We start from the raw sequence: 25,654 nt of genomic DNA on the forward strand, positions 1-25,654 counted from the left end.
GCTCCTGCTGGTTGCCCCGAACGACCGCAAGATGCGCATCGAGGTCGGTTATGGGCTGGAAGGTACGCTGACCGACCTGCACACCAAGCTGATCATTGAAAACGACATGGTGCCGGCGTTCCGCGCCGGCGATTTCTCCGGCGGCATCAGCAAAGCCGTCGACGACATGGTCATGGTGCTGGAAGGCAATCCGGAGGAACTGGAGGCGCGCGGCGAGCGCAACCAGCAGGCGCCCTTCGAGTCCGACGACCTGTTCTTCACCGTGTTCATCGGCATCTGGATAACCATTATGGTCGGCAGTCTTGCTGTCTCCATCTTGCCGCCGATCTTCGGCCAGAAGCTCGGTCCCGGCCGCTACCGCTGGCTCGGCATGACCTTCGAGCCAAGCCGGCGATCCTCCCGTGGCGGCTGGTCGTCGGGGAGTTCCAGCGGCGGCTGGTCTTCGGGGTCAAGCAGCGGTGGAAGCTTTTCCGGCGGCGGCGGTTCGTCCGGCGGCGGCGGCTCGTCGGGAAGCTGGTGATGGCATGACGATACCCAGCATCAGCCTGTCGAAACGCGACCGCCTCGCCTCGGCTGTCCTGATTGCCGCGGTCGTGCTGTTCTCCTGCGTCATGTCCTACGCGGCCGACCTGCCGGCGCTGACCGGCCGTGTTGTCGACAATGCCGGCATCATCGATGCCGCGACCAAGGCGGCGCTGACGCGGAAGCTTGCTGATTTCGAGACAAAAGGTTCCGACCAGATCGTCGTCGCGACGATCCCCAGCCTCGATGGCGAGGAGATCGAGCCCTACGCCAACCGGCTGTTTCGCTTCTGGAAACTCGGCCAGGCGAAGGAAAACAACGGCGTGCTGCTGCTGGTTGCCCCGAACGACCGCAAGATGCGCATCGAGGTCGGTTATGGGTTGGAAGGTACGTTGACCGATCTGCACACCAAGCTGATCATCGAAAATGACATGGTGCCGGCCTTCCGCGCCGGGGACTTCTCCGGCGGCATCAGTAAAGCCGTCGATGACATGGTCATGGTGCTGGAGGGCAATCCCGAAGAACTGGAAGCGCGAGGCAAGCGCAATCCCGCCGATGACGGCACGTCCATCGATCCGATCGTTGCCGTGTTCCTGATCCTGTGGGCGACGATGTTTTTCGGCGGGTTGGCGATGGCGTTCCTGCCGCCGATGTTCGGCACGAAGCTGTCGCCGGGCGTGTACAGATGGCTGGGCATGACGTTTCGTTACGGCCGTGGGCCAAGCGGGTACTCGGGCAGCAGTGGCTGGACAACGGGTTCGTCTTCGGGCGGCTGGTCGTCGGGGAGCTCCGGTGGTGGCTGGTCTTCGGGATCAAGCGGCGGTGGCGGGTTTTCCGGTGGCGGCGGCTCATCGGGTGGTGGCGGTTCTTCAGGAAGCTGGTGAGACATATCATGGCAACACGACCAATCAGCCCGCAGGATCATGAGCGAATCGCAACCACGATCCGCGCCGCCGAGGAGAAAACCGACGGCGAGATCTACTGCGTCGTGGCGCATGCCAGCGACGGCTATTTCTTCCCGGCCGCCTTCATGGCGACCGTGTGCATGCTGATCGTCAGCCTGGCGGTCGGCTACGGTCTGGAGGCCTGGTGGCTGTCGATCCGGCTGCCGCATTTCGTCCTCGCCCAGCTCCTGGCGCTTGCCTGCGTGCTGGCCTTGTTGTGGGCGCTGCCCGGCCTGCGCATCCATCTGGTGCCGAGGCGGCTGCGCTACCAGGCGGCGCACGCCAACGCGATCAAGCAGTTCCTTGCCCGCAACGTCCACCGCACCACGGCGCGCACCGGCGTACTGGTCTTCGTCTCGATCGCTGAGCGCTATGCCGAAGTGGTTGCCGATTCGGGCATCGACGCCAAGGTCGGCCAGCATGTCTGGGACGGTGTCGTGCGCGACCTTACCGCGCATGCCGGCGACGACCGGCTTGCCGATGGCTTCGTCAAGGCGATCGAGCAGGTGGGTGCGGTGCTGGCCGAGCATTTCCCGGTCACAGTGGGCGACAGCAACGAACTTGACGACCATCTGGTCGAAATCTGAAAGCCCGCCCGCAAACGCTACTCAGCCGGACGCCTGACGCGGTTTTCTGCGCTTCCGGCCTTCGACCGAAGCACTCACTCATGAGCGGCCTTGGCAGGCAGGCTTCGGCCGGCGTAGGCCGGTGCTCACGTACAAAAGTAGGCTCCGCTCCGGTTCTCGAAAGCCACGGCATCCGCCTCGGCTGAACGCGTTTTCAAGCAGGCTTGCCCGATGTCATCAGTGTCATGATCGCCTGTGAGAAAGCAGCCGGCGGGCCGCCGGGACTCTTGCAATCGGGCGATGCGGGTTTATGGTTAACAAATCATGAATACGCTGACGATCGACATCCGGAAAGCCGACCCGCGCGATGCCAGTGCCATCGCCGAGGTGCATCTGGAGGCCTGGCGCGGCGCCTATTCCGGCATCATTCCGCATCGCACCCTGACATCGATGATCAACCGTCGAGGTGCCGACTGGTGGGCGAATGCGATTCGCCGCGCCGCCACTGTTCTGGTGGTCGAGATCGGCGGAAAGATCGCCGGCTATGCGACGATCGGCAAGAACCGCGCCCGTGAACTCAGGCAGCAAGGCGAAATCTACGAATTGTACCTGCGGCCGGAATATCAGGGCATCGGGCTCGGCAGCCGCCTGTTTTCGGCAGCCAAGGCGCGGTTGGCCGATCACGGGCTGAAAGGCATGGTCGTGTGGGCGCTGGAAGACAACCAGAACGCACTCGCCTTCTATGCCGGCGCCGGCGGCCGCGATGTTGCGGAAGGCGTCGAGATCTTCGAGCAGAAGGCGCTCAAGAAGGTCGCTTTCGTCTGGGAATGACAGCCCGGCCCTTCGGCCATTGCGTCTCCCGATTTCAGCCAGCACCATTCGCCGCATTGCACCATGACGCGCCGCCCGCTATCGATCGTCCATCGAGAGAGGGATTTAAGCCATGCGCATTGAAGCCATAGCCAGCGGAAAGAACCCGCCTGAGGACGTCAACGTCATCATCGAGGTGCCGATCGGCGGCGAGCCGATCAAGTATGAGATGGACAAGGAAGCCGGCACGCTGTTCGTCGACCGCTTCCTGCACACCTCGATGCGCTACCCCGGCAATTACGGCTTCGTGCCGCACACGCTGTCAGGCGACGGCGATCCGATCGACGTGCTGGTCTGCAACACGCGCGCCCTGGTGCCGGGCTGCGTCATCAACGTCAGGCCGATCGGCGTGCTGATCATGGAAGACAATGCCGGCCAGGATGAGAAGATCATTGCCGTGCCGTCGCCGAAACTGACGCTGCGCTACGAGAACGTCACCGAATACACCCAGCTGCCCGACATCACGCGCCAGCAGGTGCAGCACTTCTTCGAGCACTACAAGGATCTCGAGCCCGGCAAATGGGTCAAGATCGAAGGCTGGCACGATTCCAAATATGCCAAGAAGATGATCGTCGACGCGATCGAGCGGGCCAAGGCGAGCAAGTAGCCCAACTTCGTCATACCAGGGCGGAGCAGCCGCAAAGCGGCGTCGCGGAGACCCTGGTATCCATGCCGTGACGCCAGGCGACGTGTGCGGCGGAACGGAATTCTGCACCGCCGCGGCGGTGTTGATGTCGCGGCATGGATCCTCGGGTCTGCGCTGCGTCGCTACGCTCCTTGCTCCGCCCGTGGATGACGAAGCTACGGGTGCGATGCCCAATCTCCGCCGTGCTCAGTTATCCACCCGGCCGAAAGCCGGCACGTTGCCGATGACGGTGCGCCTGTCCTTGCCGCAGGCGAAGGTCCGCGCCTTGTCGTCGGCAAGCTTGCGCGCCTGATCGTTGGCGGTGGGATTGCCGGTGGCCAGCACCAGGCCGACGGTGCAGCCGTCGCGGGCGTCCATCTGGCCGACCTTGGCGACGAGCAGCACCTCGGTCGGCTTTTTCTCGTCCTCGGGATTGCTGATCGAGCGGCGATGGATGGCTGCATAGGGCACAGCCTTGTCGCCGGTGGTTTCGATGCGCCATTCGATCTTGGCTCCAGACGAATTGAAACCGGAAAAGCTCTCCCAGACCGTCGTCATGTCGCCGCCGGGGGGAAAGCCGTAGAACAGCGATTCACGGGCATCGTCATAGGCTATCAGTACGGGATAGCCGCGATAGCCCGAACAGGCGAGTTCGGCCCAGTCGCCGTCGCCTTCCTCGGCCTGCGCGTAGGTCACGCAATCCTTTTTCGAATCCAGATCGGTGTAGGCGCTGGAAATGCCGTCGGCTTGCGCAGCCTGACCCAGACCGACCAGAACAAGCGGGATCAGAATGGCACGCATGGCGGTCAATCTCCGTTGCAAGCTGCCGCAGCGTAGCGCCGCACGTTATTTCTTCAAGCTCGCTTCAATCAGCAGGTCGGCGTTGCGGGCGACCGCTTGCGCCGGGCCGCCGAGCCCGAACAGCTGGCCACTGATATAGGCGCCTTCGATCAGCAGCAGCAGGCCGTCGCCGAGCGTGTCAGGGTCTTGCGCGCCCATCGCAACCGCCATGGCGCGCAGGCGGCGGCGCAATTCCTGCTTGTTGGCCTCGCTGACCACACGGGCCGGATGGCTGTGGTCGGGATATTCGACCGCCGCGTTGGTCATGCCGCAGCCGCGATAGTCCGCCACTTGCGTGCGCTTGCCGATGCGGGTCAGGAAAACCTTGATCTGTGCGCGCGGGTCGCCGGGATGAGCGGCAACCGCCTCGTCGAAACGCTCCCAATATTCAAGATCGTACTGCCTGAGATAGGAGGCGGCCAGTTCATCCTTGGACGGAAAGCTGCGATAGAGGCTGGGCTTTGTGACGCCGGCACGTTTGACGATCTCGTCGACGCCGATCGCCCTGATACCGCGCCGGTAGAACAGGTCATAAGCCACATCGAGGATCTTCTTGGCTGCTTTCGGCGGCGCCGACGCATGATCGTCGCTGATGGTCAGATCAATATTTTTGTCGGTTGGCATCGTGTGGCTCGATTGACAATGTTACCGATCGGTACGTATACATACTCCGCCTGCAACGTACCGGTCAGTAACATGATAGCTCAATCCCGCCCCTTTGGCCAGCGCTACGCTTTCGTCGTGGTCGGCGTGATCTTCCTTAGCCTGCTGGTCGCGGCTGGCCTGCGCTCCGCACCCTCCGTCATGATGCTGCCGCTGGAGAACAGTTTCGGCTGGCGGCGCGACATCATCTCGCTGGCCGCCGGTGTCGGCATCCTGCTTTACGGCCTGACAGGGCCATTTGCCGCAGCCCTGATGGAGCGCATCGGGCTTCGCCGCACGCTGCTGGCCTCGCTGGTGGTGATGTCGGGCTCGACCGCGCTCAGCCTGCTGATGACCAAGCCGTGGCATCTGTTCATCACCTGGGGCGTGTTCTCGGGCATTGGTTCCGGTGCTGTCGCCAGCGTGCTCGGCGCGACCATCGTCAACCGGTGGTTCAAGACCAATCGTGGCCTTGTCATGGGATTGATGTCGGCCTCCAGCGCCTCGGGCATGCTGGTGTTCCTGCCGCTGATCGCCGCGCTGGCGCAGTCGGGCGGCTGGCAGCCGGTAGTCATTGCGGTCGCGATCGCGACCGCTGCCCTGATACCGCTGGTCTGGCTGCTGGTGCCGGAGCGGCCGGCATCGATCGGCATGGTGCGCTACGGCGCCGAGGCTGACGACGTGCCACCCACTCCGCCTGCGTCACAGGGCAATTTTCTTGCGCATACGTTCTCGACGCTGCGCCGTGCCGCCGGCACGCGGGTGTTCTGGTATCTGTTCGCCACCTTCTTCGTCTGCGGCTTCACCACCAACGGGCTGGTCGGCACGCATCTGATCGCGTTCTGCGGCGACATGGGCATCGGCGAAGTGCAGGCCGCCGGCCTGCTGTCGATGATGGGCATCTTCGACCTGATCGGCACGACGTTGTCGGGCTGGCTCACCGATCGCTTCGATCCGCGCAAGCTGCTCGGCGTCTATTATGGCATTCGTGGCCTGTCGCTGATCTATCTGCCGTATTCTGGCTTCTCGGCGACCAGCCTGATCATCTTCGCTGTGCTCTACGGCCTCGACTGGATCGCCACCGTGCCGCCGACGCTGCGGCTCGCCAACGAGGCGTTCGGCGATCGCAGCGGGCCGATCGTGTTCGGCTGGATCGTCGCCGGACACCAGATCGGTGCGGCCGCTGCCGCCGCCTTTGGCGGCACCATGCGCGAGTTGCAGGGCAATTACGAACTGGCGTTCCTGATCGCCGGCATGACGGCAATCGCCGCCGCCTGTATCTCGCTGCTGATCAACACCAGCAAGCCGGCGTTCGATCCGGAGCCGCAAGCGGCTTAGGCGCGACGCTAATCTCCCCCCGAGAGGGGGAGATTACCCTGTTCATTGTTATCAAACCTTCATCATCCCGAGATGCGCCTGAAACATTGACGCTGGATTTTGGTGGCACCGTTCAAGCCATCCAGGAGACAGCCGTGAACAAGCTTTCGATGACCCGCCGTGCTTTCGTCACTTCCGCCGGTGCCGTTGGCCTGGCCGGCGTTTCCGGCCTGGCGCTACCCTATTATTCGCGCGCCAACCAGCGGCCTTCCTTCACCCATGGCGTCCAGTCGGGAGATGTCGACGCCACCAGCGGCGTGGTGTGGACGCGCACCGACCGACCGTCGCGCGTCATGTTCGAAGTGTCGTCGACGGAGAATTTCACCAATGCGACCCGCCTGGCGCCGCTCGATACGTCGCCGGCCAGCGATTACACGGTCAAGCGGCTGCTCACCGACCTCGCTTCGGACCAGGATATCTTCTACCGCATGACATCGGCCGATCTCGCCGACATCAACGCCGTTTCGGAGCCGATCACCGGCCGTTTCAGGACGGCGCCAGCCTCGAAGCGCGACATCCGCTTTGCCTGGTCCGGCGACACCGCCGGCCAGGGCTGGGGCATCGATGAGACCGGCATGAAGACCTACGCCACGATCGGCAAGCACACGCCCGACTTCTTCCTGCATTCGGGCGACACCATTTATGCCGACGGCGCCATGAAGGACGATGTCGACCTGCCCGGCGGCGGCAAGTGGAAGAACGTCGTGCTGATCGACGGCAAGCGCAAGGTCGCCGAAACGCTGGACGAGTACCGGGACCAGTGGAAATACAACATGATGGACAGGAACGTGCTCGGCCTGAGCGCCATCTGCCCGACCTTCTACCAGTGGGACGACCACGAAGTGCTGAACAATTGGTCGGATTCGAAGGACCTCAGCGCCGACAACCGCTACACGGAAAAATCCATCCACGTGCTGGCGGCCCGCGCGGCGCGGGCTTTCCACGAGATGACGACGATCCGCTACGAACCGTCCGAGCCCGGCCGCGTCTATCGCAAGATCGCTTATGGGCCGCTGCTCGACGTGTTCTTCCTCGACATGCGCTCCTATCGCGGCCCCAATGGTCCCGACATGCAGGATGAGATGACGCCGCAATCGCGCATGCTCGGCGAGCAGCAGACGAAATGGCTGAAGCGCGAACTGGCGAATTCGAAGGCGACCTGGAAAATCATCGCCGCCGACATGCCGCTCGGCCTCGTCGTCTGGGACGACGGCACCAAGAAGGTTGGCGCCGAAGCGGTCAGCAATGGCGACAATGGCTTGCCAAAAGGGCGCGAGCTCGAGATCGCCGACCTGCTGCGCTTCATAAAGAATGCCGGCATCAGCAACACCGTCTGGCTCACCGCAGATGTCCATTACACGGCCGCGCATTATTACAACCCGGACAAGGCGCAGTTCCAGGAGTTCAATCCGTTCTGGGAATTCGTCTCGGGTCCGATCCATGCCGGCACGTTCGGTCCCAACGATTTCGACATGACGTTCGGTCCGGAGCTGAAGTTCATCAAGGCGCCGACCGCCGAACAGGGACAGAACCTGCCGCCCTCGGCCGGGCTGCAATTCTTCGGGCTCGTCGATATTTCAGGCGCCAGCGAGCAGATGACGGTGCGGCTGATGGATCGCGACGACAACGAACTCTACAAGGTGACGCTCGACCCGGTGCGGTCGGCGTAAGCGCGCTTCTCAACCCTCCCCCTTGTGGGGAAGGTCGGCGGCGGCTTCGCAAAGCGAAGCTGGCGAGGGTGAAGCGCTTGACTAGTCCGGGTAGCAGACCATGGGGATATTCGGCCAGACGGCGCTGTCGCAGTTGGCGGCGTCCTGGCGCTGCTTGAAGGCGGCGCTGACCGGGCCGGTCACCATCGGGTCGACGCCGTCTGGTGCGTCGGCGAAAATCTGCTCGGCCGACTGTGCCTCTGACGGCAAGGCAGGCCGTGATTCCTTCATCGTCCCGGCCGACTGCGCGGCGTTGGCCGCCAGCAGGACCGCGAAGGCAACGGACGCGATGAGCGGCCAGAATCGGTTGAGTTTATCGGTCATGACGTTTGAACTGCCCGGGCCCCAAAGGGTTCCCGCCTTGGTTAACAAAATCATCTCACACGCAGATGCTTAAGATTTGATGAGTATTTGGTGACGCTCCTCCTCTTTCGCAACTGCGAAAAACCCTGTATGAGCCGCGCAACCGAAAGAGGCAGCGCCTTTTGGCCTGCTGCCTGCAACGCTTCCGAGACCAGAACATGAAAATCCGTAATATCGCGATCATCGCGCACGTCGACCATGGAAAGACCACCCTGGTCGACCAGCTTTTGAAGCAGTCCGGCTCCTTCCGAGACAATCAGCGCGTCGCCGAGCGCGCCATGGATTCCAACGACCTCGAAAAGGAACGCGGCATCACCATCCTGGCCAAAGCGACTTCGGTCGACTGGAAGGATACCCGCATCAACATCGTCGACACCCCCGGCCACGCCGATTTTGGCGGCGAGGTCGAGCGCATCCTGTCGATGGTGGATTCAGCCATCGTGCTGGTCGATGCCGCCGAAGGGCCGATGCCGCAAACCAAGTTCGTCGTCGGCAAGGCGCTCAAGGTCGGCCTGAAGCCGATCGTCGTCATCAACAAGATCGACCGTCCGGACGCCCGTCACGTCGAGGTGGTCAACGAGGTGTTCGACCTTTTCGCGGCGCTCGACGCCACCGACGAGCAGCTCGACTTCCCGATTCTGTACGGTTCAGGCCGCGATGGCTGGGTTTCGGAAAATCCGGAAGGACCCAAGGACCAGCAGCTGGGGCCGCTGTTCGACCTCGTCATCAAGCATGTGCCGGAGCCGACCGTTCATCCCGGCCCGTTCCGCATGATCGGCACCATCCTGGAAGCCAATCCGTTCCTCGGCCGCATCATCACCGGCCGTATCGAGAGCGGCACGCTGAAGGCCAACCAGCCGGTCAAGGTGCTGCACCATGACGGCACCCAGATCGAAACCGGCCGTATTTCGAAGATCCTGGCCTTCCGCGGCCTCGAGCGCCAGCCGATCGAAGAAGCGCAGGCGGGCGACATCGTCGCCATTGCCGGCCTGTCGAAGGGCACCGTCGCCGACACGTTCTGCGACCCGAGCGTGAGCGAACCGCTGCATGCGCAGCCGATCGATCCGCCCACCGTGACGATGTCGTTCCTGGTCAACGACAGTCCGTTGGCCGGCACCGAAGGCGACAAGGTGACCAGCCGCGTCATCCGCGACCGCCTGCTGCGCGAAGCCGAAGGCAATGTCGCGCTGAAGATCGAGGAATCGCCCGACAAGGATTCGTTCTTCGTCTCCGGCCGCGGCGAATTGCAGCTGGCCGTGCTGATCGAGACGATGCGCCGCGAAGGCTTTGAAATCGCCGTGTCGCGTCCGCGCGTCGTCATGCAGAAGGGCGAGAACGGCGAATTGCTGGAGCCGGTCGAAGAAGTCGTCATCGACGTCGATGAGGAGCATGCCGGCGTCGTCGTGCAGAAGATGTCCGAGCGCAAGGCCGAGATGGTCGAACTGCGCCCGTCCGGCGGCAACCGCCAACGCATCGTCTTCCACGCGCCGACCCGTGGCCTGATCGGCTACCAGTCGGAGCTTTTGACCGACACGCGCGGCACCGCCGTGATGAACCGGCTCTTCCACGCCTATGAGCCCTACAAGGGCGAGCTGCCGGGCCGCACCAATGGCGTGCTGATTTCCAACGAACAGGGCGAATCGGTCGCCTACGCCATGTGGAACCTGGAAGATCGCGGCCCGATGGTCATCGATCCGGGCGTCAAGGTATATCAGGGCATGATCATCGGCATCCATAGCCGCGACAATGATCTTGAAGTGAACGTGCTCAAGGGCAAGAAGCTGACCAACATCCGTGCCGCCGGCAAGGACGAGGCGGTCAAGCTGACGCCGCCGATCCGCATGACGCTGGAACGCGCGCTGGCCTGGATCCAGGACGATGAACTGGTCGAAGTGACGCCGAAGACCATTCGGCTGCGCAAGCTCTATCTCGATCCGAACGAGCGCAAGCGGTTCGAGAAGTCGTCCAAGGTGGTCGGCGCGGCGTAAGCTCTCAATTTTCCGACAATCGAGAGGGGCGGAGCAACCAGTGTTCCGCCCCTTTTTCGTTCATCCACCGGCAGCCGAGATGACGGCCTGCCGATCGGCCTCGCCGGCCAGATCGATGCGGATCGCGATTCCCGCGCGGGTAGGCTTGCGCAGGGCCTTTGCGCCATCCGGGTCAACGATGAGCAGCCGCCTCTCCTCCAGCGCCTGAAGCCGTGATCGCGAGATGCCGAGTTCGCCAGCGAGCAGCCGGTCGAGTCGCAGCGATGTCGGCATTTCCGGTCCAAGCTGGATCTCCAACACGGTCGCGGCTTCCCCGGTGTCGCCGAGCCTGCGCTTGTGAATGCTGACATCGGAGAACTCCTCGACGCGCCCGATCCGGTTGCGCAACGCGATTACATCGAAGGCATGACGGTGAGCGAGTGCAGGATCGTTGCGTTCGAGCGCCGCCAGCAGCGTCGGGTCGATGTCGCGGCGGTTGCAGCGCTCGAAAATGCCGAAATTCCAGGAGTTGTCGCAGTCGATGCAGCGATAGATCAGCCACACGTCGATGCGTTTGCCGTTGGCGTTGACGCGGAATTTCCCGCTGCTGCAATGGGCCTTCACAGTGCCGCAACGACTGCAGCTGATGAGCGGCCGAGGTGCGGTCTTGGGCGCGATTGCCCAGTGGATACGCTGGAGTCCAGACATGCCGATAAGCCCTTCCCGTCGGGAAGTTCATCAGGCCGGCGATGTCGAGATGCCCATGCGGGCGCGGCGTGGCGGTCGCTTGCTATGATCGGAAATCGGATGTCACGGGCGGCAGCGCGCAACAACGGTTCAGCAGTGCCAAACCGGTCTCGAACCGCCGCCCAGAAGAACACATGAAAATGAAAACAGACCACCGCGAATGCGATGTCATGCTGTGTGTCGGGGGAGTTGACGAGACCGGCGGTTACGTAGGCAAAGTGACGCTCAAAATTGTTTCGCGGCGGCCTTTCTAGCCGCGACATGCCGGACGGGCAAGGGTCTTTTGTCGGTGCTACCGCAGCCGAGCCACTTGCGCTAATATCCGAAATCGAAGGTTTTCAACCAGAGACCCGGTTATGCACCCCACCTCGCTCCTGATTTTCGCCGCCGCTCTGTTCGTTGCCGCGGGTTCGCCCGGTCCATCGATCGCGGCGCTTGTCGCGCGTGTCATCTCGAAAGGGTTTCGCGACGTGTTCCCGTTCCTGCTCGCCATGTGGATCGGCGAGGGCATCTGGCTGTCGCTGGCGGTGTTCGGCCTGGCTGTCGTGGCGCAGACCTTCCATTTCGCCTTCGTCGTGGTGAAATGGGTCGGCGTCGCCTATCTCGCTTACCTCGCCTGGAAAATGTGGACCGCGCCTGTCGATGCAAAAGAGGGCGAGATGCCGCGCGAGGATTCTCCGGCAAAGCTGTTCTTCGCCGGCATGGCGGTGACGCTTGGCAATCCCAAGATCATGATGTTCTACCTGGCGCTGCTGCCGACCATCATCGACCTCGCTTCGGTCAGCATCGTCGGCTGGGTCGAGCTGACGGCGACCATGGCCGTGGTGCTGGTCGCCATCGATCTCGGCTGGGTGCTCGCCGCATCACAGGCGCGCAAGCTTTTGAAGAGCAAACGCGCCATGAAGATCGCCAACCGCGTCAGCGCGACGACGATGGCCGGCGCCGCGGCGGCGATCGCTGCTCGGTGACGTTCCCTCGCCCCGTTTACGGGGAGAGGGTGGCCCGAAGGGTCGGGTGGGGCAGCGCAAAGTTGGCCCTCCATTCACGGATGTTGGTGCCGCCCATCGTCTGCCTGCCGGCATCTTCTCCCCGTAAAACGGGGAGAAGAAAGCAAATTCACCGTGCCATGGCGTGGTATTCGTCGTTCGGGCGCATGTCGATTGCCGCGGCCACCCGGTTCGACATGTTGAAGAAGGCAGCGGTCGAGGCGATGTCCCAGATGTCGCGATCGGTGAAGCCGGCCTGACGCAGCGCGGCCCGGTCTGCCTCGACGATCTTGGCCGGCTCTTGCGTCAGCTTGACGGTGAATTCGAGCATTGCCACCTGCCTGGGCGAAAGATCGGCGGCGCGGAAATTCATCACCATCATTTCGCCGAGCGGCGGGTCGCCGGAGAGCTGGCGCACCGCCGCGCCATGCGCGGTCAGGCAATAGTAGCAATGATTGATCGAGGAGACGGCGACCGCGATCATCTCGCGTTCCAGCTTGGTCAGCCCGGACTCACCCAGCATCAAATCGTTGTACATGTCGGTGAAGGCGCGCAGCTTTCTGTCGTCGAAGGCATAGGCCCTGAGCACGTTGGGGACGAGGCCGAGCTTCTCCTCGCATTTGGCGAAATAGGTTTTTGTCGCCTCGCTCAGCTCTCCCTGGCCAAGATCAAGCGCGCTGATTTTGCCGGTCATGGGTCATTTCTCCTCGTTGCGCGGCATCTTGTCGCCAAATTCCGATAATTCTTGGCAAGCCGTCAAACCTTTGTCGCCAAACAGCGGTCATCTGCTACCATAATCGTAAAAGCATTCGACGGGAGGGACGTGCGTCATGGCCAGCGTGAAATCCGCGAGCAAGCCGAAGAAAAAAGCCACGGCAGCGATTAAAGCGGAGGAAAGGCCGGCCAGGCTTGCAGACTATCTGCTCGCCCGCGCGCCAGCTGAAGACATTGCTCCCTACGATGTGGCCGACCTGGAGCGGGCTGCCGATCTCGCCGGCCAGGCAGTCGCCACTCACAGGAAAGGCGAGTGCGTCGTCGCCGTCGATGCCGATTCGGGCGTTGTGCGAGACGGCCGCCCGATGACGGTTGTCACAGTCGTCAACGACAACATGCCGTTCCTGTTCGATTCCATCCTCGGCGAGATCACCGAGACATCGGGCGAACCGACCCTGGTCACCCATCCGGTTATCGTGGTGCGCCACGGCAAGGGCGGCGTGGAAGAAATCCTCGGCGACGGCAATTTCGCCAAGGACGATGGCAGCCACGACCGGCTGAGCGTCATCCATGTCCACATCCCGCGGCTGACATCCGAGCAGGCGAGCGGATTGAGCGAGCGGCTGCGCAAGATCCTCGGCCAGGTTCATGCCGCCGTTCACGACTGGAGGCCAATGCTGGCCCGCCTCGATCAGGCGATCTCGGAATTCCGCTATACGGCCGTGCCGCTCGACAAGAAGAGCGTTGCCGAGGCCCTCGCCTTCCTGGAGTGGCTGCGCGACGACAATTTCACCTTCCTTGGCATGCGCGAGTTCAAATACACCGGCGGCGAAGAAAGCGGTACGCTGGAGCGCGCTGAAAAGCCCGGCCTCGGCATCCTGTCCGACCCCGACGTGCTGGTGCTCAGGCGCGGCACCGAAGCGGTGACGACGACGCCGGAGATCCGCGCCTTCCTGCATGGGCCGGAGCCGCTGATCGTCACCAAGGCCAATGCCAAGTCTTCCGTGCACCGCCGCATCTATCTCGACTATATCGGCGTCAAGACCTACACCGCCAAGGGCACGCTCGCGGGCGAATTGCGCATCGTCGGTCTGTTCACCTCGACCGCCTACACGCGCTCGGTGATGAAGATCCCGTATCTCAGGTCCAAGGCCGAAACCATCATCGCCAAGTCCGGCTTCGACCGGCACGATCACTCCGGCAAGGCGCTGATCAACGTGCTGGAAAGCTATCCGCGCGACGAATTGTTCCAGGTGCCGGTGCCGATCCTGAGGAAGCACGCCGCTGCCATTCTGGGCCTGGTCGAGCGGCCACGCGTGCGGGCGCTGGTGCGCGCCGACCAGTTCGACCGTTTCGTCTCGATCCTCGTCTTCGTGCCGCGCGACCGTTACGACAGCGTCGTGCGCGAGAAGATCGGCTCGTATCTGAAGACCGTATTCGAAGGCCGGCTGTCGGCCTACTACCCGGCCTTTCCCGAGGGCGGGCTGGCGCGCGTGCACTTCATCATCGGCCGCTCCGGCGGCAAGACGCCGAAGGTCGAGCAAGCGACGATAGAGGCGGCGATCCGCGACATCGTGCGTACCTGGGAGGACGCCCTTTCCGATGCGGCCGAGGCCAGTGGCGGCGACCAGGCTTTGAAGGCGATTGCCGCGCGGCTGCCGGAAAGCTACCGCGATTCGTTCAGCGCGGCGGTGGCGCTGGCCGATGCCAGGCGCATTGCCAAGATCAGCGCCGGCAATCCGATCGCCATCGATTATTATCGTCATGCCGAGCAGAAACCGCATCAGGCGGCGCTGAAAATCTATCACCATGGCAGCCCGGTGGCGCTGTCGCGGCGGGTGCCGGTGCTGGAAAACATCGGCTTCCGCGTCATCAGCGAGCGCACCTTCGAGGTCGGCGACGAACAATCCGGCCTGGTCTTCATCCATGACATGGAGTTGGAGAACAGCTACGGCAAGCCGATCGACCTGACTGATGGCGGCGCGCTGTTCGAGGACGCTTTCCTCTCTGTCTGGCGAGGCGATGTCGACAATGACGGCTATAACGGCCTTGCCCAGACCGCCGGCTTGTGGTCAGGCGAGATCACCATCCTGCGCGCCTATGGCCGCTATCTGCAGCAGGTCGGCATCCCGCAAAGCCAGGATTTCATCGCCGCCGCGCTCAATCGCTATCCCGACATAGCGCGGGGCCTGCATGCGCTGTTCATCGCCCGGCTTGGCCCGACAGCCGAGACCGAAGGCGTGGTGGCCGCAAAGCACCTCAAGGCCAAGATCAAGGACGCGCTGGAGGATGTGCCGAACATCGATGACGACACCATCATCCGGCGCTATCTCAATCTGATCGAAGCCTCGCTGCGCACCAATCATTTCGTTGCCGATACGAAAGAGAAAGGCCAGTCGCTGGCGATCAAACTCGATTCGCACGCGGTCGAGGGTTTGCCGGCGCCGCGGCCGTGGCGAGAGATCTTCGTCTACGGTTCCGAGGTCGAAGGCCTGCATCTGCGCTTCGGTCCGGTGGCGCGCGGCGGCCTGCGCTGGTCCGACCGCGCCCAGGACTACCGCACCGAGGTGCTCGGCCTGGTCAAGGCACAGCAGGTCAAGAATGCCGTCATCGTGCCGGTGGGGGCCAAGGGCGGCTTCTATCCGAAGAAGCTGCCGATGAGCGCCGGTCGCGACGCGATCTTCGAGGCCGGCACCTCAGCCTACAAGAATTTCGTCTCCAGCCTGCTGTCGATCACCGACAATATCGGTCTCGACGGTGTCATCCCGCCGGCCGGCGTCATCAGACGCGACCCGGACGATCCGTATTTCGTCGTTGCCGCCGACAAGGGCACGGCGACCTTCTCCGACACCGCCAACGCGATCTCGGAGAAGCACGGCTTCTGGCTCGACGACGCCTTCGCCAGCGGCGGCTCGGCCGGCTATGACCACAAAAAGATGGGCATCACCGCCAAGGGCGCCTGGGAAGCGGTCAAGCGGCATTTCCGCGAGATCAACCGCGATATCCAGACCTCGTCCTTCACGGTCGTCGGGGTTGGCGACATGTCGGGCGACGTGTTCGGCAACGGCATGCTTTTGTCGCCGAAAACCCGGCTGATCGCCGCCTTCGACCATCGCGACATCTTCATCGACCCCGATCCCGACATGGCAGCCTCGATGGCCGAGCGCGAGCGCATGTTCGCGCTGCCGCGTTCGAGCTGGCAGGACTATGACAAGACGAAACTGTCGGAAGGCGGCATCATCGTCTCGCGCAACCAGAAATCGATCACCTTGCCGGCAGCAGCCGCGGCGGCGATCGGCCTGGCAAAGACCACCGCCACGCCGGTCGAGATCATGACCGCTATCCTCAAGGCTCCGGTCGATCTCCTGTGGTTCGGCGGCATCGGCACCTATTTGCGATCATCGACAGAGACCAATGCCGAGGTCGGCGACCGCGCCAACGATGCCATTCGCATCACCGCGCTCGATGTCCGGGCGAAAGTGATCGGCGAGGGCGCCAATCTCGGCGTCACGCAGCGGGCGCGCATCGAGTTCGGCCTGAATGGCGGCCGCTGCAATTCCGACGCCATCGACAATTCGGGCGGCGTCAACTGTTCCGACGTCGAGGTCAACATCAAGATCGCGCTGGCGTCCGCCATGCGCAAGGGGTCGTTGACCCGCCCGGCACGCAACAAGCTGCTCGCCGAGATGACCGACGAGGTCGGCTCGCTGGTGCTGTCCAACAACTACCAGCAGACGCTGGCGCTTTCGATCGCCCGCAAGCGCGGCCTAGCCGACATCGCGCATCAGAGCCGTTTCATGACGGCGCTGGAGGCGCGCGGCCTGCTCGACCGCACTGTGGAGACGCTGCCGTCGCCGGCAGCGCTTGCCGAGCGCGAAGCGCGCGGCGAACCGCTGACGAGAGCCGAACTCGGCGTGCTGCTCGCCTATGCCAAGATCGTGCTGTTTTCCGACATCGTCGCCAGCGACGTGCCGGATGACGCGCATTTCGATCGCGACCTGATGGGCTATTTTCCCGACCGGATGGCGAAGAAATACGCCACAGAGATCCATGGCCACAGGCTGCGCCGCGAGATCATCACGCGGGTCGTCGCCAACGATCTGGTCAATCGCGGCGGCCCATCCTTCGTCAACCGGCTGCAGGAAGCCACGGGGCGCACCGCCGCCGACGTGGTGCGGACCTTCGCCTTGGTGCGCGACGGTTTTGCGCTGTCGGCGCTCTATCGCGAGATCGACGCGCTCGACAACCAGATCGACGGCCAGGTGCAACTCGATCTCTATCAGATGGTCAGCCGGCTGATCTACGTGACCAGCGGCTGGTATCTCAAGAACGATGCCGGCACGGCACCCCTCGGCCAGCGCATCGCGGAGTTGCAGGAAGCACGCAAGGCGCTGGAACCCAAGCTCGTTTCGCTGCTGCCGGCTTTCTCGCGCGAGCGTATCGAGGAGAAGCGGCACGGGCTGTTCAAGAGCGGCGCGCCGGAAGGGCTGGCCGGGCAACTGGCGCTCAGCGAGGTGGCGGAACTCATCCCCGACATCGCGCTGACGGCGCGCACCGCCGGCGCCGATATCGTCGCCGCGGCCAAGGCGTTCTTCGCCGTCAGCGATGCCTTCCGCATCCCGCGTGTCGAGGACGCCGCACGCTCGATCACGCCTTCGGACTACTATGATCAGCTTGCACTGTCGCGCGCCACCGACACGATCGGCGGCGCACGGCGCGGCATCGCGGTCGCAGCACTGACAGGCCACGCCGGGACGGCGGACCCGGTGGCGGCCTGGCTGGACGCCGGTGGCGAGCGGGTGGCGCGCATCCGCGAGCGGCTGCAGGCGCTGACCGAGGGCGGCGACATCACCGTGTCGCGGCTGTCGGTGGCGTCGGGGCTGATGAGCGATCTGACGGGGATGTGAACCGCCGATGATCACCACACGCATCACCGGATGCGTGTGGCTCTTTTCGAATGCCATCCGCTTCGAAACCAGCGTTCTACAAGCTCACCAGGAATGTTTGAGCGTGCCGACGATCTTCAGCCGGTCGCCGTAAAATTCGGTTCCGTAATAGCTGGTTGTCAAATACTTCCGGTCGAACAGGTTCGTTGCGTTCAGGGCCAACGTCACGTCCTTGGTCATCTTGTAGCTGATCGCCGCATCCACCAGCGCGTAGCCGCCAATCGAAGTCGTGTTCGCGTCATCCCCGTAGGTTTGTCCGATATAGCGCACGCCTCCGCCGATGGTCAGATCGCCACGCCGTCCCTCCTCGGGTAGCGTATAATCAACCCAGGCCGAAGCCAGGTGGCGAGGGACACGCTGCGGCCGATTGCCGGCATTTCCTCCAATACCGTCTTCCAGGATCTCGGCATCCCAGTAGGAATAGGCAAGTGTCAGGTTCAGGTTTTCCGCAATGGCGGCCTTGCCCTCGAGTTCGATGCCGCGGACGCCAACCTTGCCGATCTGCTGCTGGACAACAGGCGTGACATAGGTCGGAACATTGGTTTGGGTAAGATCGAAGACCGCGGCCGTGAACAGGCCGTCGAAGCCGTCGGGCTTGTACTTGATGCCTGCCTCATACTGCCTGCCCTCTTGAGGCTTCAGCGAACCCGAGACCGCATATCCGTTGGCGCTTGGCGCCACGAGCGGCTGGAAGCTTTCCGAATAGTTGGCGTAGACCGCGAGGTTCGGAGTGAATTTGTAGGTCAGGCCGGCACGCTTGGTGAAGGCGGATGCCGTGTCGTCATCCTGCGTTCCCGAGTCGAGATAGTCCGCCGTCGTATGCACGCGGTCCCAGCGCCCGCCCAGGGTGATGATCCAGCGGTCGTCAAACGTCAATTGCTCCTGGGCATAGACACCGACTGCCTGTTGCTTGACCCGCCAGTTCACGTAGGGGCCGAAATTGATGCAGGACAGACCGCAATAGGTCGGATTGTCGATGTCGATGGGACCGGCGGTGCCGAAGAGAATGTTTTCACGGGTGTTGTCGTTGGCGTAGTCGACGCCGACAAGCGTCTTGCTGTCGATCCCGCCCCAGCCCGTATCGTATTGCAACTGATTGTCGAAGGCATAGCGGTTGGACAGGCCATCGACGGAAAATGCCGTGCGGTCCGCCGTGGGGTCAAGCGACGCGCCGTAGACCTCGGCGTAGTCGAGGCTCAAATGCGTGTAGCGGGCATTGGAGCGCAAGGTGAGGTTCTCGTTGAACTCGTGCTCGAACTGGTAGCCGATATCGACCTGCTCCGTGTTGAAGCGGTTGAAATCCGGCTCGCCCAGGAATGTGCCGATGTCGATATTGCCGCCAGCCGGGGTGCCGCGTGCGCCTGTGCCATCTCGCTTGTAATAGTCAGTCAGGATGGTGAGCGACGTTCCTTCCTCGGGCTTGATGGTCAACGCGGGCGCGATGTAAAGCCGATCGTCGTTGGAATAATCCCATCCTTGATCGCCATCCTTGGCCAGCCCTGTGAGCCGATAGGTCCACACGCCATCGGGGTCGATCGGCCCGCCAAAATCAACGCCAACCTCCTTGGTACCGTCGCCATAGGACGTGTAAATCTCCCCCTGCTTCTGGTCCAGCGGCCGCTTGGTGATGGCATTGACCAGTCCGCCAGGACCGTTGAGACCAAAAAGCGTCGATGTCGATCCCTTCAGGACCTCCACGCGCTGAAGTCCGTAAGGTTCGAGACGGCTGGCCGTGAACCAGGCGGGGATGCGCGCCGTGAGACCATCGCGATAGGTACCGAGCGATGTCTGGTCAAAACCGCGGATGCGAATATAGTCGTATCGGTCATCGTTGCCGAACTCGTCGGTGAGGACGCTGGATGTATAGGCCACGGCCTGCTGCAGGCTTTCGACATGGCGCGCCTCCAGTTCCTTCTGGGTTACCACTGAAACCGAGGCGGGAACGTCGACGATCGGCGTGTCGGTCTTGGTGGCGGTCGCCGCATCCTTGGCGACGATCGTTTGATCGGGCCCGACAACGCGGTCCCACTTGCCGGTGACGACGATGGTTTCCAGTTGAGTTGCATCGTCCGGCGAAACCTCCTGGGCCCGGCCGGCCCCCACCGCTCCAAAAGATGCCGCTATCAAGGCACTGCTCGCAAACAATCGCCTTGCCTGAGTGCGCAACAATGCCTGTCGATCAATCGTCATCTCTTATTCCCTGTCAGACCATATCGAGCCGTTCGGCCGGCGACTTTCCGGCCCTGCGCGAGCGCAATTAGTCAAACTGGACAAAAAGAGTCAACTTAATATCAGGAAATCCACGCCGGGGGCAATCGCCGCGAAGCAGGGGGTGGAGGGCGGCGCCAGACCTTCGGTCCGACTTCCCTCGCGAGAAAAAATAAGGGCTTGGTCCGCGTCGCGGACGAAAGCCAATTGCTTGGCTTTCGAACAGTGAACGCGCGGCAGGGGTAGGAGACGGCACCAAGCTTCGTTCATTGCATGAGCGCATGAAACATGCAGACATGGCGCCCGATACGGAACGGTGCCCGGGGGATCATGATGACGGTAGAGACAGTGCAGCGTGCGTCCGGGCGCGGCATCTGGGGATGGATGCTGTTCGACTGGGCGGCGCAGCCGTTCTTCACCGTCGTCACCACCTTTATCTTCGGGCCTTACTTCGTGTCGCGGATGGCGAGCGACCCGGAAACCGGCCAGGCGGCCTGGGGCTACGGCATTGCTGCGGCCGGCCTTGTCATTGCAGTGCTGTCGCCGATCCTCGGCTCGATCGCCGACCAGACCGGACCGCGCAAGCCGTGGATCGCATTCTTTGCCGCGGTCAAGGTCACCTGCCTTTGCATGCTTTGGTTCGCGGCCCCCGGTTCGAACCTTTTCCTGGTCGTGCTGTTCTTTTCGCTGGCGTCGGTGGCGGCGGAGTTTTCGACCGTGTTCAACGATTCGATGATGCCGCGCCTGGTGCCGAAGAGCGAGATCGGCCGGATTTCCAACATGGCCTGGGGGCTTGGCTATCTCGGCGGCATGATCGTGCTGGTCTTCGTCGTCGCCTGCCTGGCCGGTTCGCCGGAGACCGGCAAGACGATCATCGGCATCGACCCGCTCTTCGGACTCGACCCGAAGCTCGGCGAGGATGCGCGCGCAACCGGGCCTTTGTCAGCCGGCTGGTACTTCCTGTTCATCCTGCCGATGTTCTTTTTCACGCCCGACGCCATCAAGGGCCTGCCGATCGGTCCGGCTGTGCGAGAGGGGCTGGCGGAGCTGAAAGTGACATTGGGCGAGGTGCGTAAGCGCAGCGGTATCTTCCGCTTCCTGGTCGCCCGCATGATCTATCAGGACGGCGTCAACGCGCTGCTGGCGTTGGGTGGCACTTTCGCCGCTGCGATGTTCCACTGGTCGATCACCGAGATCGGTATTTTCGGCATCATTCTCAACGTCGTCGCCATCTTCGGCTGCCTAGTCGCAGCCCGTCTCGACACGGCGCTTGGCTCAAAAACCATCGTCATGATCTCGCTGGTCCTGCTCAGCATCGCCACGATCGGCATCGTCTCGACCGGACCGGGCTACACGTTGTTCGGCCTCTGGATGATGCCTGGGCCGGACAGCGGCGGCCTGTTCGGCACGGCAGCGGAAAAAGCCTACATCTTCTTTGGCCTGTTGATCGGGGTGGCTTTCGGGCCGGTGCAGGCGTCATCGCGATCCTATATGGCGCGCAGCGTCACGGCGGCAGAATCCGGCCGCTATTTCGGCATTTATGCGTTGGCCGGGCGGGCGACCAGTTTCCTGGCGCCGTTCATGGTCGCGTCGGTCACCCTGGCCAGCGGCTCGGCGCGGCTCGGTATGGCGGTGATCGTGCTGTTCCTGGGCATCGGCATGGCGATCCTGGTCAAGACGCCCTATCCGGCGGACCGGCCGGTGGGTTAGGAGCGCCTCTTTCCTTCCCCCCTTGTGGGAGAAGGTGGCCTCGCGAAGCGAGGTCGGATGAGGGGTGTTCCAGGGAACACCAACGTCTCACTTCGCTGGAACACCCCTCAACCGTCTCGGCGCTACGCGCCGATCCACCTTCTCCCGCAAGGGAGAAGGAAGAAGTGCGTCAATGGCGGAAATGCCTGATCCCCGTAAACACCATGGCGATGCCGTGCTCGTCGGCAGCGGCGATCACGTCCTTGTCGTTCATCGAACCGCCCGGCTGGATGACGGCGGTGGCGCCGGCGGCGATTGCCGACAGCAAGCCATCGGCGAAGGGGAAGAAGGCGTCGGAGGCGACGACCGAGCCCTTGGTCAGCGGTTCGGCAAGGCCCGCGGCCTCGGCGGCGTCGAGTGCCTTGCGGGCGGCGATGCGTGAGGAATCGACCCGGCTCATCTGGCCGGCGCCGATGCCGACGGTGGCGCCGTCCCTGACGTAGACGATGGCGTTGGATTTGACGTGCTTGGCGATGCGGAAGGCGAATTTCAGGTCGGCCATTTCGGCTGGCGTCGGCGCCCGCGTGGTCACCACTTTCAGTTCGAGGTCGTCGACGACGGCGTTGTCCCGGCCCTGGACGAGCAGGCCGCCGGCGACGGATTTGACCGTCGTGCCCGGCATGCGCGGGTCCGGCAGCCCACCGGTGACCAGCAGGCGCAAGTTCTTCTTCGCCGCCACGATCGCCGCTGCCTCATCGGTGGCGCCGGGCGCGATGATCACCTCGGTGAAGGTTTTTACGATCTCTTCCGCCGCCTCGGCGTCGAGAGTGCGGTTGACGGCGATGATGCCGCCGAAGGCCGAGACCGGGTCGCAAGCCAGCGCCTTGGCGTAGGCGGCTTTCAGCGAGGCGCCTTCGGCAACGCCGCACGGATTGGCGTGCTTGATGATGGCGACGGCGGCGGAAAGGTCGGGGTCGAACTCGCCGACCAGTTCGAAGGCGGCGTCGGTGTCGTTGATGTTGTTGTAGGATAGCTGCTTGCCCTGCAGCTGGCGCGCCGTGGCGACGCCTGGGCGCTTGTCGCCGTTGACGTAGAAGCCAGCGCTCTGATGCGGGTTCTCGCCATAGCGCATCACCTCGACCAACCTGCCGCCAAAGGCGCGCCATGTCGGATGTTCGATCTCGAGCGCCTCGGCGAACCAGCCGGAGATCGCCGCGTCATAGCTGGCGGTGCGGGCAAAGGCCTTGGCGGCCAGCTTCTTGCGGAAATCCAGCGACAGCGAGCCGATGTTCATCTCCAGCGCGTTCAGCACCGAGGCATAGTCGCCGGGATCGGTGACGATGGCGACATAGGCGTGGTTCTTGGCCGAGGCGCGGATCATCGCCGGGCCGCCAATGTCGATGTTTTCGACGATCGACGCGTAGTCGGCGCCGGAGCGGCGGACCTCCTCGAACGGATAGAGATTGGAGACGACGAGATCGATCGGCTCGATGCCGTATTTGCGCATTGCCGCGGAATGCTCCGGATCGTCGCGCACGCCAAGCAGCGCGCCATGCACCCCAGGATGCAAGGTCTTGACGCGGCCGTCCATGATCTCGGGGAAACCGGTGAGCTCGGAGACGTCGCGCACCGGAAGGCCCGCGTCAGCGATCGCCTTTGCCGTGCCGCCGGTCGAGACCAGCTCTACGCCTGCGGCTGCCAGCGCTTTGGCGAAATCGATGAGGCCGGTCTTGTCGAAAACGGAGAGCAGGGCGCGACGCACGGGAACAAGGTCTGGTGCGGGAATGTTCTTGGCGGCGACGGCCATGGGCTGGCAGCCTTTCACGACTGGTGTGATGGATGCCCGCGCCCGTAGCACATGCCGTCCGGAAATCAAACCGGCGGTCAGGTGGGGCAAGGCAACGAGTCCGTATTAAAACGAAAAACCCGCCTGTGTGGCGGGTCACTGGCGCAAATCAGCACCATGGGCGAATTTGTACCATAGCTGAGGTCACCGAGTCAAGAAAAAATTCCTATCGCTGCCGACGCAAGCTGCCGATGCCGCCGAACTGGTTGTCGTCAGGCCTTTTGTTAACCTGCGTTAGCCCTGCCAGGAGGATCAGTTGTTTTCCGGATGACCGGCGATGCTGGTGCGCGTCAGCTGCCAGTGGACTTCGGCGATTTCCGAGGCTTTGAAGGCAAGCACGATCTGGCGGCTGCGGCGCGGGCCGCCAAGACCGGCGAAATAGATCGATTCCTCGACTTCCGGCACCACTTCGGCTGCTGTGAACACCCAGGTGTCGGCCTGATCGGCGGCCAGCACCAGGCGATCATGCTCGTCCTGCAAAAGGTTGATGTCGGGGTGGACATGGAAGCGGACGGTGACGAAGTCGCGGCCATTGTTGCGGATCGCTGCATTGCCGGGCCGCTGGAAGCGGTCGCGACCAGCCAGCACATTGCCGTTCGCCGACAGTTTCAGCTCGCGCTCATGCAGGAAGCCGAAGCGCGGGACATAGCCGTCATGGCGGGCGATGAAGCCCTGAATGCCCTTCTGGTCGGTGCGCTTGCACTGCACGTGCTGCGGGCCGCCGATCAGCGGCGAACCGAGCAGGTCGTTGACACGCAGCGAATGGCTGAAGCGCGCCGACGAGGTGTCGTTGATGGTGGCGGTCGAGTGCGCGGCGGTGGCGCGCGCCAGCGGCCGGAATTCAGCCGCGCCATAGGTGTCGATGCCGGCATTGACGATGTAGTGCTGGCGGCCGGACGACAGTTCGAAGGCAAGGCAGCTGGCGTGTGCGGCGTTGGACACATCGACCGGCGGCGGCGGGCCGGTGTCGGCGATGACCGTGGTGCCGCCCATCGACAGGCGCTCATAGCCGGAATGCGGCGCATGCAGCAGCGGCGCGCCGGCGGTGTCGTCGTGGCGCAGAATGGTGGCGATGCGGTCGTGGATGGTGGCGCCCATGCCGTTGAAGCGGGCGAGGCTGCCATCCTGATGGCGAAAGAAGCGCAGCGCCGGCAGCATGCGGTCGATGGCGCCGATCAGCGCCTGCGGCGGCGTTTCCGCCTGGTTGGCATAGGTCTGGCGCAGCGGCAGAAGGTCGGCGAGGATTTCCAGGACAACCATTGGATTGCGCGAAATATGCCCGCCATCGGCGAGGATCTGGCGGTCGAGTTCCTCGGCAAGATTGCGGGTCGCGCCACGCAGGGCCGATGCCGGCGCCGGCAGGGACAAGGCAGCGAAGGCGAGCGCGATGCGGGCCCGCAGCCTGTCCTTGCCGTCGGGCATTTCGCGCGCCATCGACCTGAGGTAGCGGATCTGGATGGCTACCGATTTCAGGAAGGCGCGGTAGAAAGGGAACTCGGCGCCCTGCAATACGACCGAGGAGTGCTGCAACCAGGCGATGATGCGCTTGGCCGTCGTGCCGGGCTCCCAGGCGATGCCGGAAATATGGCTGCCATGCATGGTGATCCAATCGGAGACCAGGGCGCGGGCATTGGCGGCGGCAAGCTCGGTGCCGGCGGCGCGCATATGGCGCAGCCAGCGAAAGCCGTGCAGCGTCTTCTGCCAGCCGTGATTGGGCACGCTGATCTGGAAAGGCGACTTGCCGCCGGTCTCGACGAGATGCCCCGACAGGGGATAGCGGCCGTAATAGATCTCGAGTGCGATCTGCGGGTCGGCGAGGCGCAGGTCCGGCGGTGCGATCAGCACACGTTCCGGCGTGCGGCCGGAATAGCGCCAGCGATAGACAGGCCCGGCGCGCAGGCGCCGGCGCGTTTTGCGCCAGAACTCCTTCGCGACAAGCGTCCACAGACGCGTCGTGCTGCTGGCAGCAAGTGCCAAAACCCCTCCTGATCGTCCTTTACCCCGGCGTCGAGTCTACATGATTGCACGATTCGTGCGAAGGCGAATTCCACGACCCCACGCCGGTTCACCTGGTTTTGCCCCCGGTCCTACCC

General features: G+C 63.4%; 19 protein-coding genes. 11 read left to right on the forward strand and 8 right to left on the reverse strand.

What is annotated here, in order from left to right; translation table 11 throughout:
• From EOB49_RS20060 to ppa, 5 genes are all read left to right on the forward strand, one after another.
• Positions 1–520: TPM domain-containing protein (locus EOB49_RS20060; RefSeq protein ID WP_206526123.1), on the forward strand; the 520-nt coding region annotated here is incomplete at its 5' end.
• Positions 521–524: 4 nt separating this feature from the next.
• Positions 525–1,406 carry a YgcG family protein gene (locus EOB49_RS20065; protein WP_127382011.1) on the forward strand — a complete coding sequence of 294 codons (882 nt, stop codon included), beginning with the start codon at positions 525–527 and terminating at the stop codon, positions 1,404–1,406.
• Positions 1,407–1,414: 8 nt separating this feature from the next.
• Positions 1,415–2,053 (forward strand): TPM domain-containing protein, encoded by a 639-nt coding sequence (locus EOB49_RS20070; protein WP_127382012.1) that lies wholly within the window; start codon positions 1,415–1,417, stop codon positions 2,051–2,053.
• A gap of 303 nt (positions 2,054–2,356) precedes the next feature.
• Positions 2,357–2,863 (forward strand): GNAT family N-acetyltransferase, encoded by a 507-nt coding sequence (locus EOB49_RS20075; RefSeq protein ID WP_013528996.1) that lies wholly within the window; start codon positions 2,357–2,359, stop codon positions 2,861–2,863.
• Between the two features lie 112 nt (positions 2,864–2,975).
• Complete coding sequence (ppa, locus tag EOB49_RS20080; RefSeq protein ID WP_013528997.1) at positions 2,976–3,509, forward strand: inorganic diphosphatase; 534 nt, start codon at positions 2,976–2,978, stop codon at positions 3,507–3,509.
• 225 nt (positions 3,510–3,734) lie between these two features.
• Here ppa and EOB49_RS20085 read toward each other — a convergent pair whose 3' ends face one another.
• Both EOB49_RS20085 and EOB49_RS20090 read right to left on the reverse strand, forming a co-directional pair.
• Complete coding sequence (locus tag EOB49_RS20085; protein ID WP_127382013.1) at positions 3,735–4,328, reverse strand: hypothetical protein; 594 nt, start codon at positions 4,326–4,328, stop codon at positions 3,735–3,737.
• A gap of 45 nt (positions 4,329–4,373) precedes the next feature.
• Positions 4,374–4,991, reverse strand: coding sequence for a TetR/AcrR family transcriptional regulator (locus EOB49_RS20090; RefSeq protein WP_127382014.1), 618 nt, complete (start codon positions 4,989–4,991; stop codon positions 4,374–4,376).
• 72 nt (positions 4,992–5,063) lie between these two features.
• Here EOB49_RS20090 and EOB49_RS20095 point away from each other — a divergent pair, with 72 nt between their 5' ends.
• Positions 5,064–6,347 (forward strand): MFS transporter, encoded by a 1,284-nt coding sequence (locus EOB49_RS20095; protein ID WP_127329824.1) that lies wholly within the window; start codon positions 5,064–5,066, stop codon positions 6,345–6,347.
• A 134-nt stretch (positions 6,348–6,481) separates the two neighbouring features.
• On the forward strand, positions 6,482–8,056 hold the full coding sequence (locus EOB49_RS20100; RefSeq protein ID WP_127382015.1) for an alkaline phosphatase: 1,575 nt from the start codon (positions 6,482–6,484) through the stop codon (positions 8,054–8,056).
• A gap of 81 nt (positions 8,057–8,137) precedes the next feature.
• On the opposite strand, the gene EOB49_RS20105 is transcribed toward EOB49_RS20100, so the two are convergent.
• The gene (locus tag EOB49_RS20105) at positions 8,138–8,419 is read right to left on the reverse strand and encodes a hypothetical protein (protein ID WP_245472766.1); all 282 of its coding nucleotides are present in this window, start codon (positions 8,417–8,419) and stop codon (positions 8,138–8,140) included.
• A 197-nt stretch (positions 8,420–8,616) separates the two neighbouring features.
• Between EOB49_RS20105 and typA the strand changes: the two genes are divergently transcribed.
• Positions 8,617–10,446: a translational GTPase TypA gene (gene typA / locus EOB49_RS20110; RefSeq protein WP_023811726.1), complete on the forward strand. Its 1,830-nt coding sequence runs from the start codon at positions 8,617–8,619 to the stop codon at positions 10,444–10,446.
• 60 nt (positions 10,447–10,506) lie between these two features.
• Here typA and EOB49_RS20115 read toward each other — a convergent pair whose 3' ends face one another.
• Positions 10,507–11,133 (reverse strand): DUF1062 domain-containing protein, encoded by a 627-nt coding sequence (locus tag EOB49_RS20115; protein WP_127382017.1) that lies wholly within the window; start codon positions 11,131–11,133, stop codon positions 10,507–10,509.
• A 395-nt stretch (positions 11,134–11,528) separates the two neighbouring features.
• On the opposite strand from EOB49_RS20115, the gene EOB49_RS20120 reads away from it, so the two are divergent.
• Complete coding sequence (locus EOB49_RS20120; protein WP_127382018.1) at positions 11,529–12,140, forward strand: LysE family translocator; 612 nt, start codon at positions 11,529–11,531, stop codon at positions 12,138–12,140.
• A gap of 148 nt (positions 12,141–12,288) precedes the next feature.
• Here the strand turns inward: EOB49_RS20120 and EOB49_RS20125 are convergent, their stop codons facing one another.
• On the reverse strand, positions 12,289–12,852 hold the full coding sequence (locus EOB49_RS20125) for a peroxidase-related enzyme (protein ID WP_127269517.1): 564 nt from the start codon (positions 12,850–12,852) through the stop codon (positions 12,289–12,291).
• 136 nt (positions 12,853–12,988) lie between these two features.
• Between EOB49_RS20125 and EOB49_RS20130 the strand changes: the two genes are divergently transcribed.
• Entirely contained in the window at positions 12,989–17,779 is a 4,791-nt protein-coding gene (locus EOB49_RS20130) for an NAD-glutamate dehydrogenase (protein WP_127382019.1), read from the forward strand.
• An 84-nt stretch (positions 17,780–17,863) separates the two neighbouring features.
• On the opposite strand, the gene EOB49_RS20135 is transcribed toward EOB49_RS20130, so the two are convergent.
• Positions 17,864–20,008: a TonB-dependent siderophore receptor gene (locus EOB49_RS20135; RefSeq protein WP_127382020.1), complete on the reverse strand. Its 2,145-nt coding sequence runs from the start codon at positions 20,006–20,008 to the stop codon at positions 17,864–17,866.
• Between the two features lie 351 nt (positions 20,009–20,359).
• Here EOB49_RS20135 and EOB49_RS20140 point away from each other — a divergent pair, with 351 nt between their 5' ends.
• Complete coding sequence (locus EOB49_RS20140; protein WP_127382021.1) at positions 20,360–21,736, forward strand: MFS transporter; 1,377 nt, start codon at positions 20,360–20,362, stop codon at positions 21,734–21,736.
• 169 nt (positions 21,737–21,905) lie between these two features.
• Here EOB49_RS20140 and purH read toward each other — a convergent pair whose 3' ends face one another.
• Positions 21,906–23,522 carry a bifunctional phosphoribosylaminoimidazolecarboxamide formyltransferase/IMP cyclohydrolase gene (gene purH / locus EOB49_RS20145; protein WP_127382022.1) on the reverse strand — a complete coding sequence of 539 codons (1,617 nt, stop codon included), beginning with the start codon at positions 23,520–23,522 and terminating at the stop codon, positions 21,906–21,908.
• A gap of 291 nt (positions 23,523–23,813) precedes the next feature.
• Positions 23,814–25,538 (reverse strand): heparinase II/III family protein, encoded by a 1,725-nt coding sequence (locus tag EOB49_RS20150; protein ID WP_127382023.1) that lies wholly within the window; start codon positions 25,536–25,538, stop codon positions 23,814–23,816.
• Positions 25,539–25,654: the final 116 nt, after the last annotated feature.

It is taken from the genome of Mesorhizobium sp. M7A.F.Ca.MR.148.00.0.0 (genome assembly GCF_003997735.1).
Taxonomy (GTDB): domain Bacteria; phylum Pseudomonadota; class Alphaproteobacteria; order Rhizobiales; family Rhizobiaceae; genus Mesorhizobium.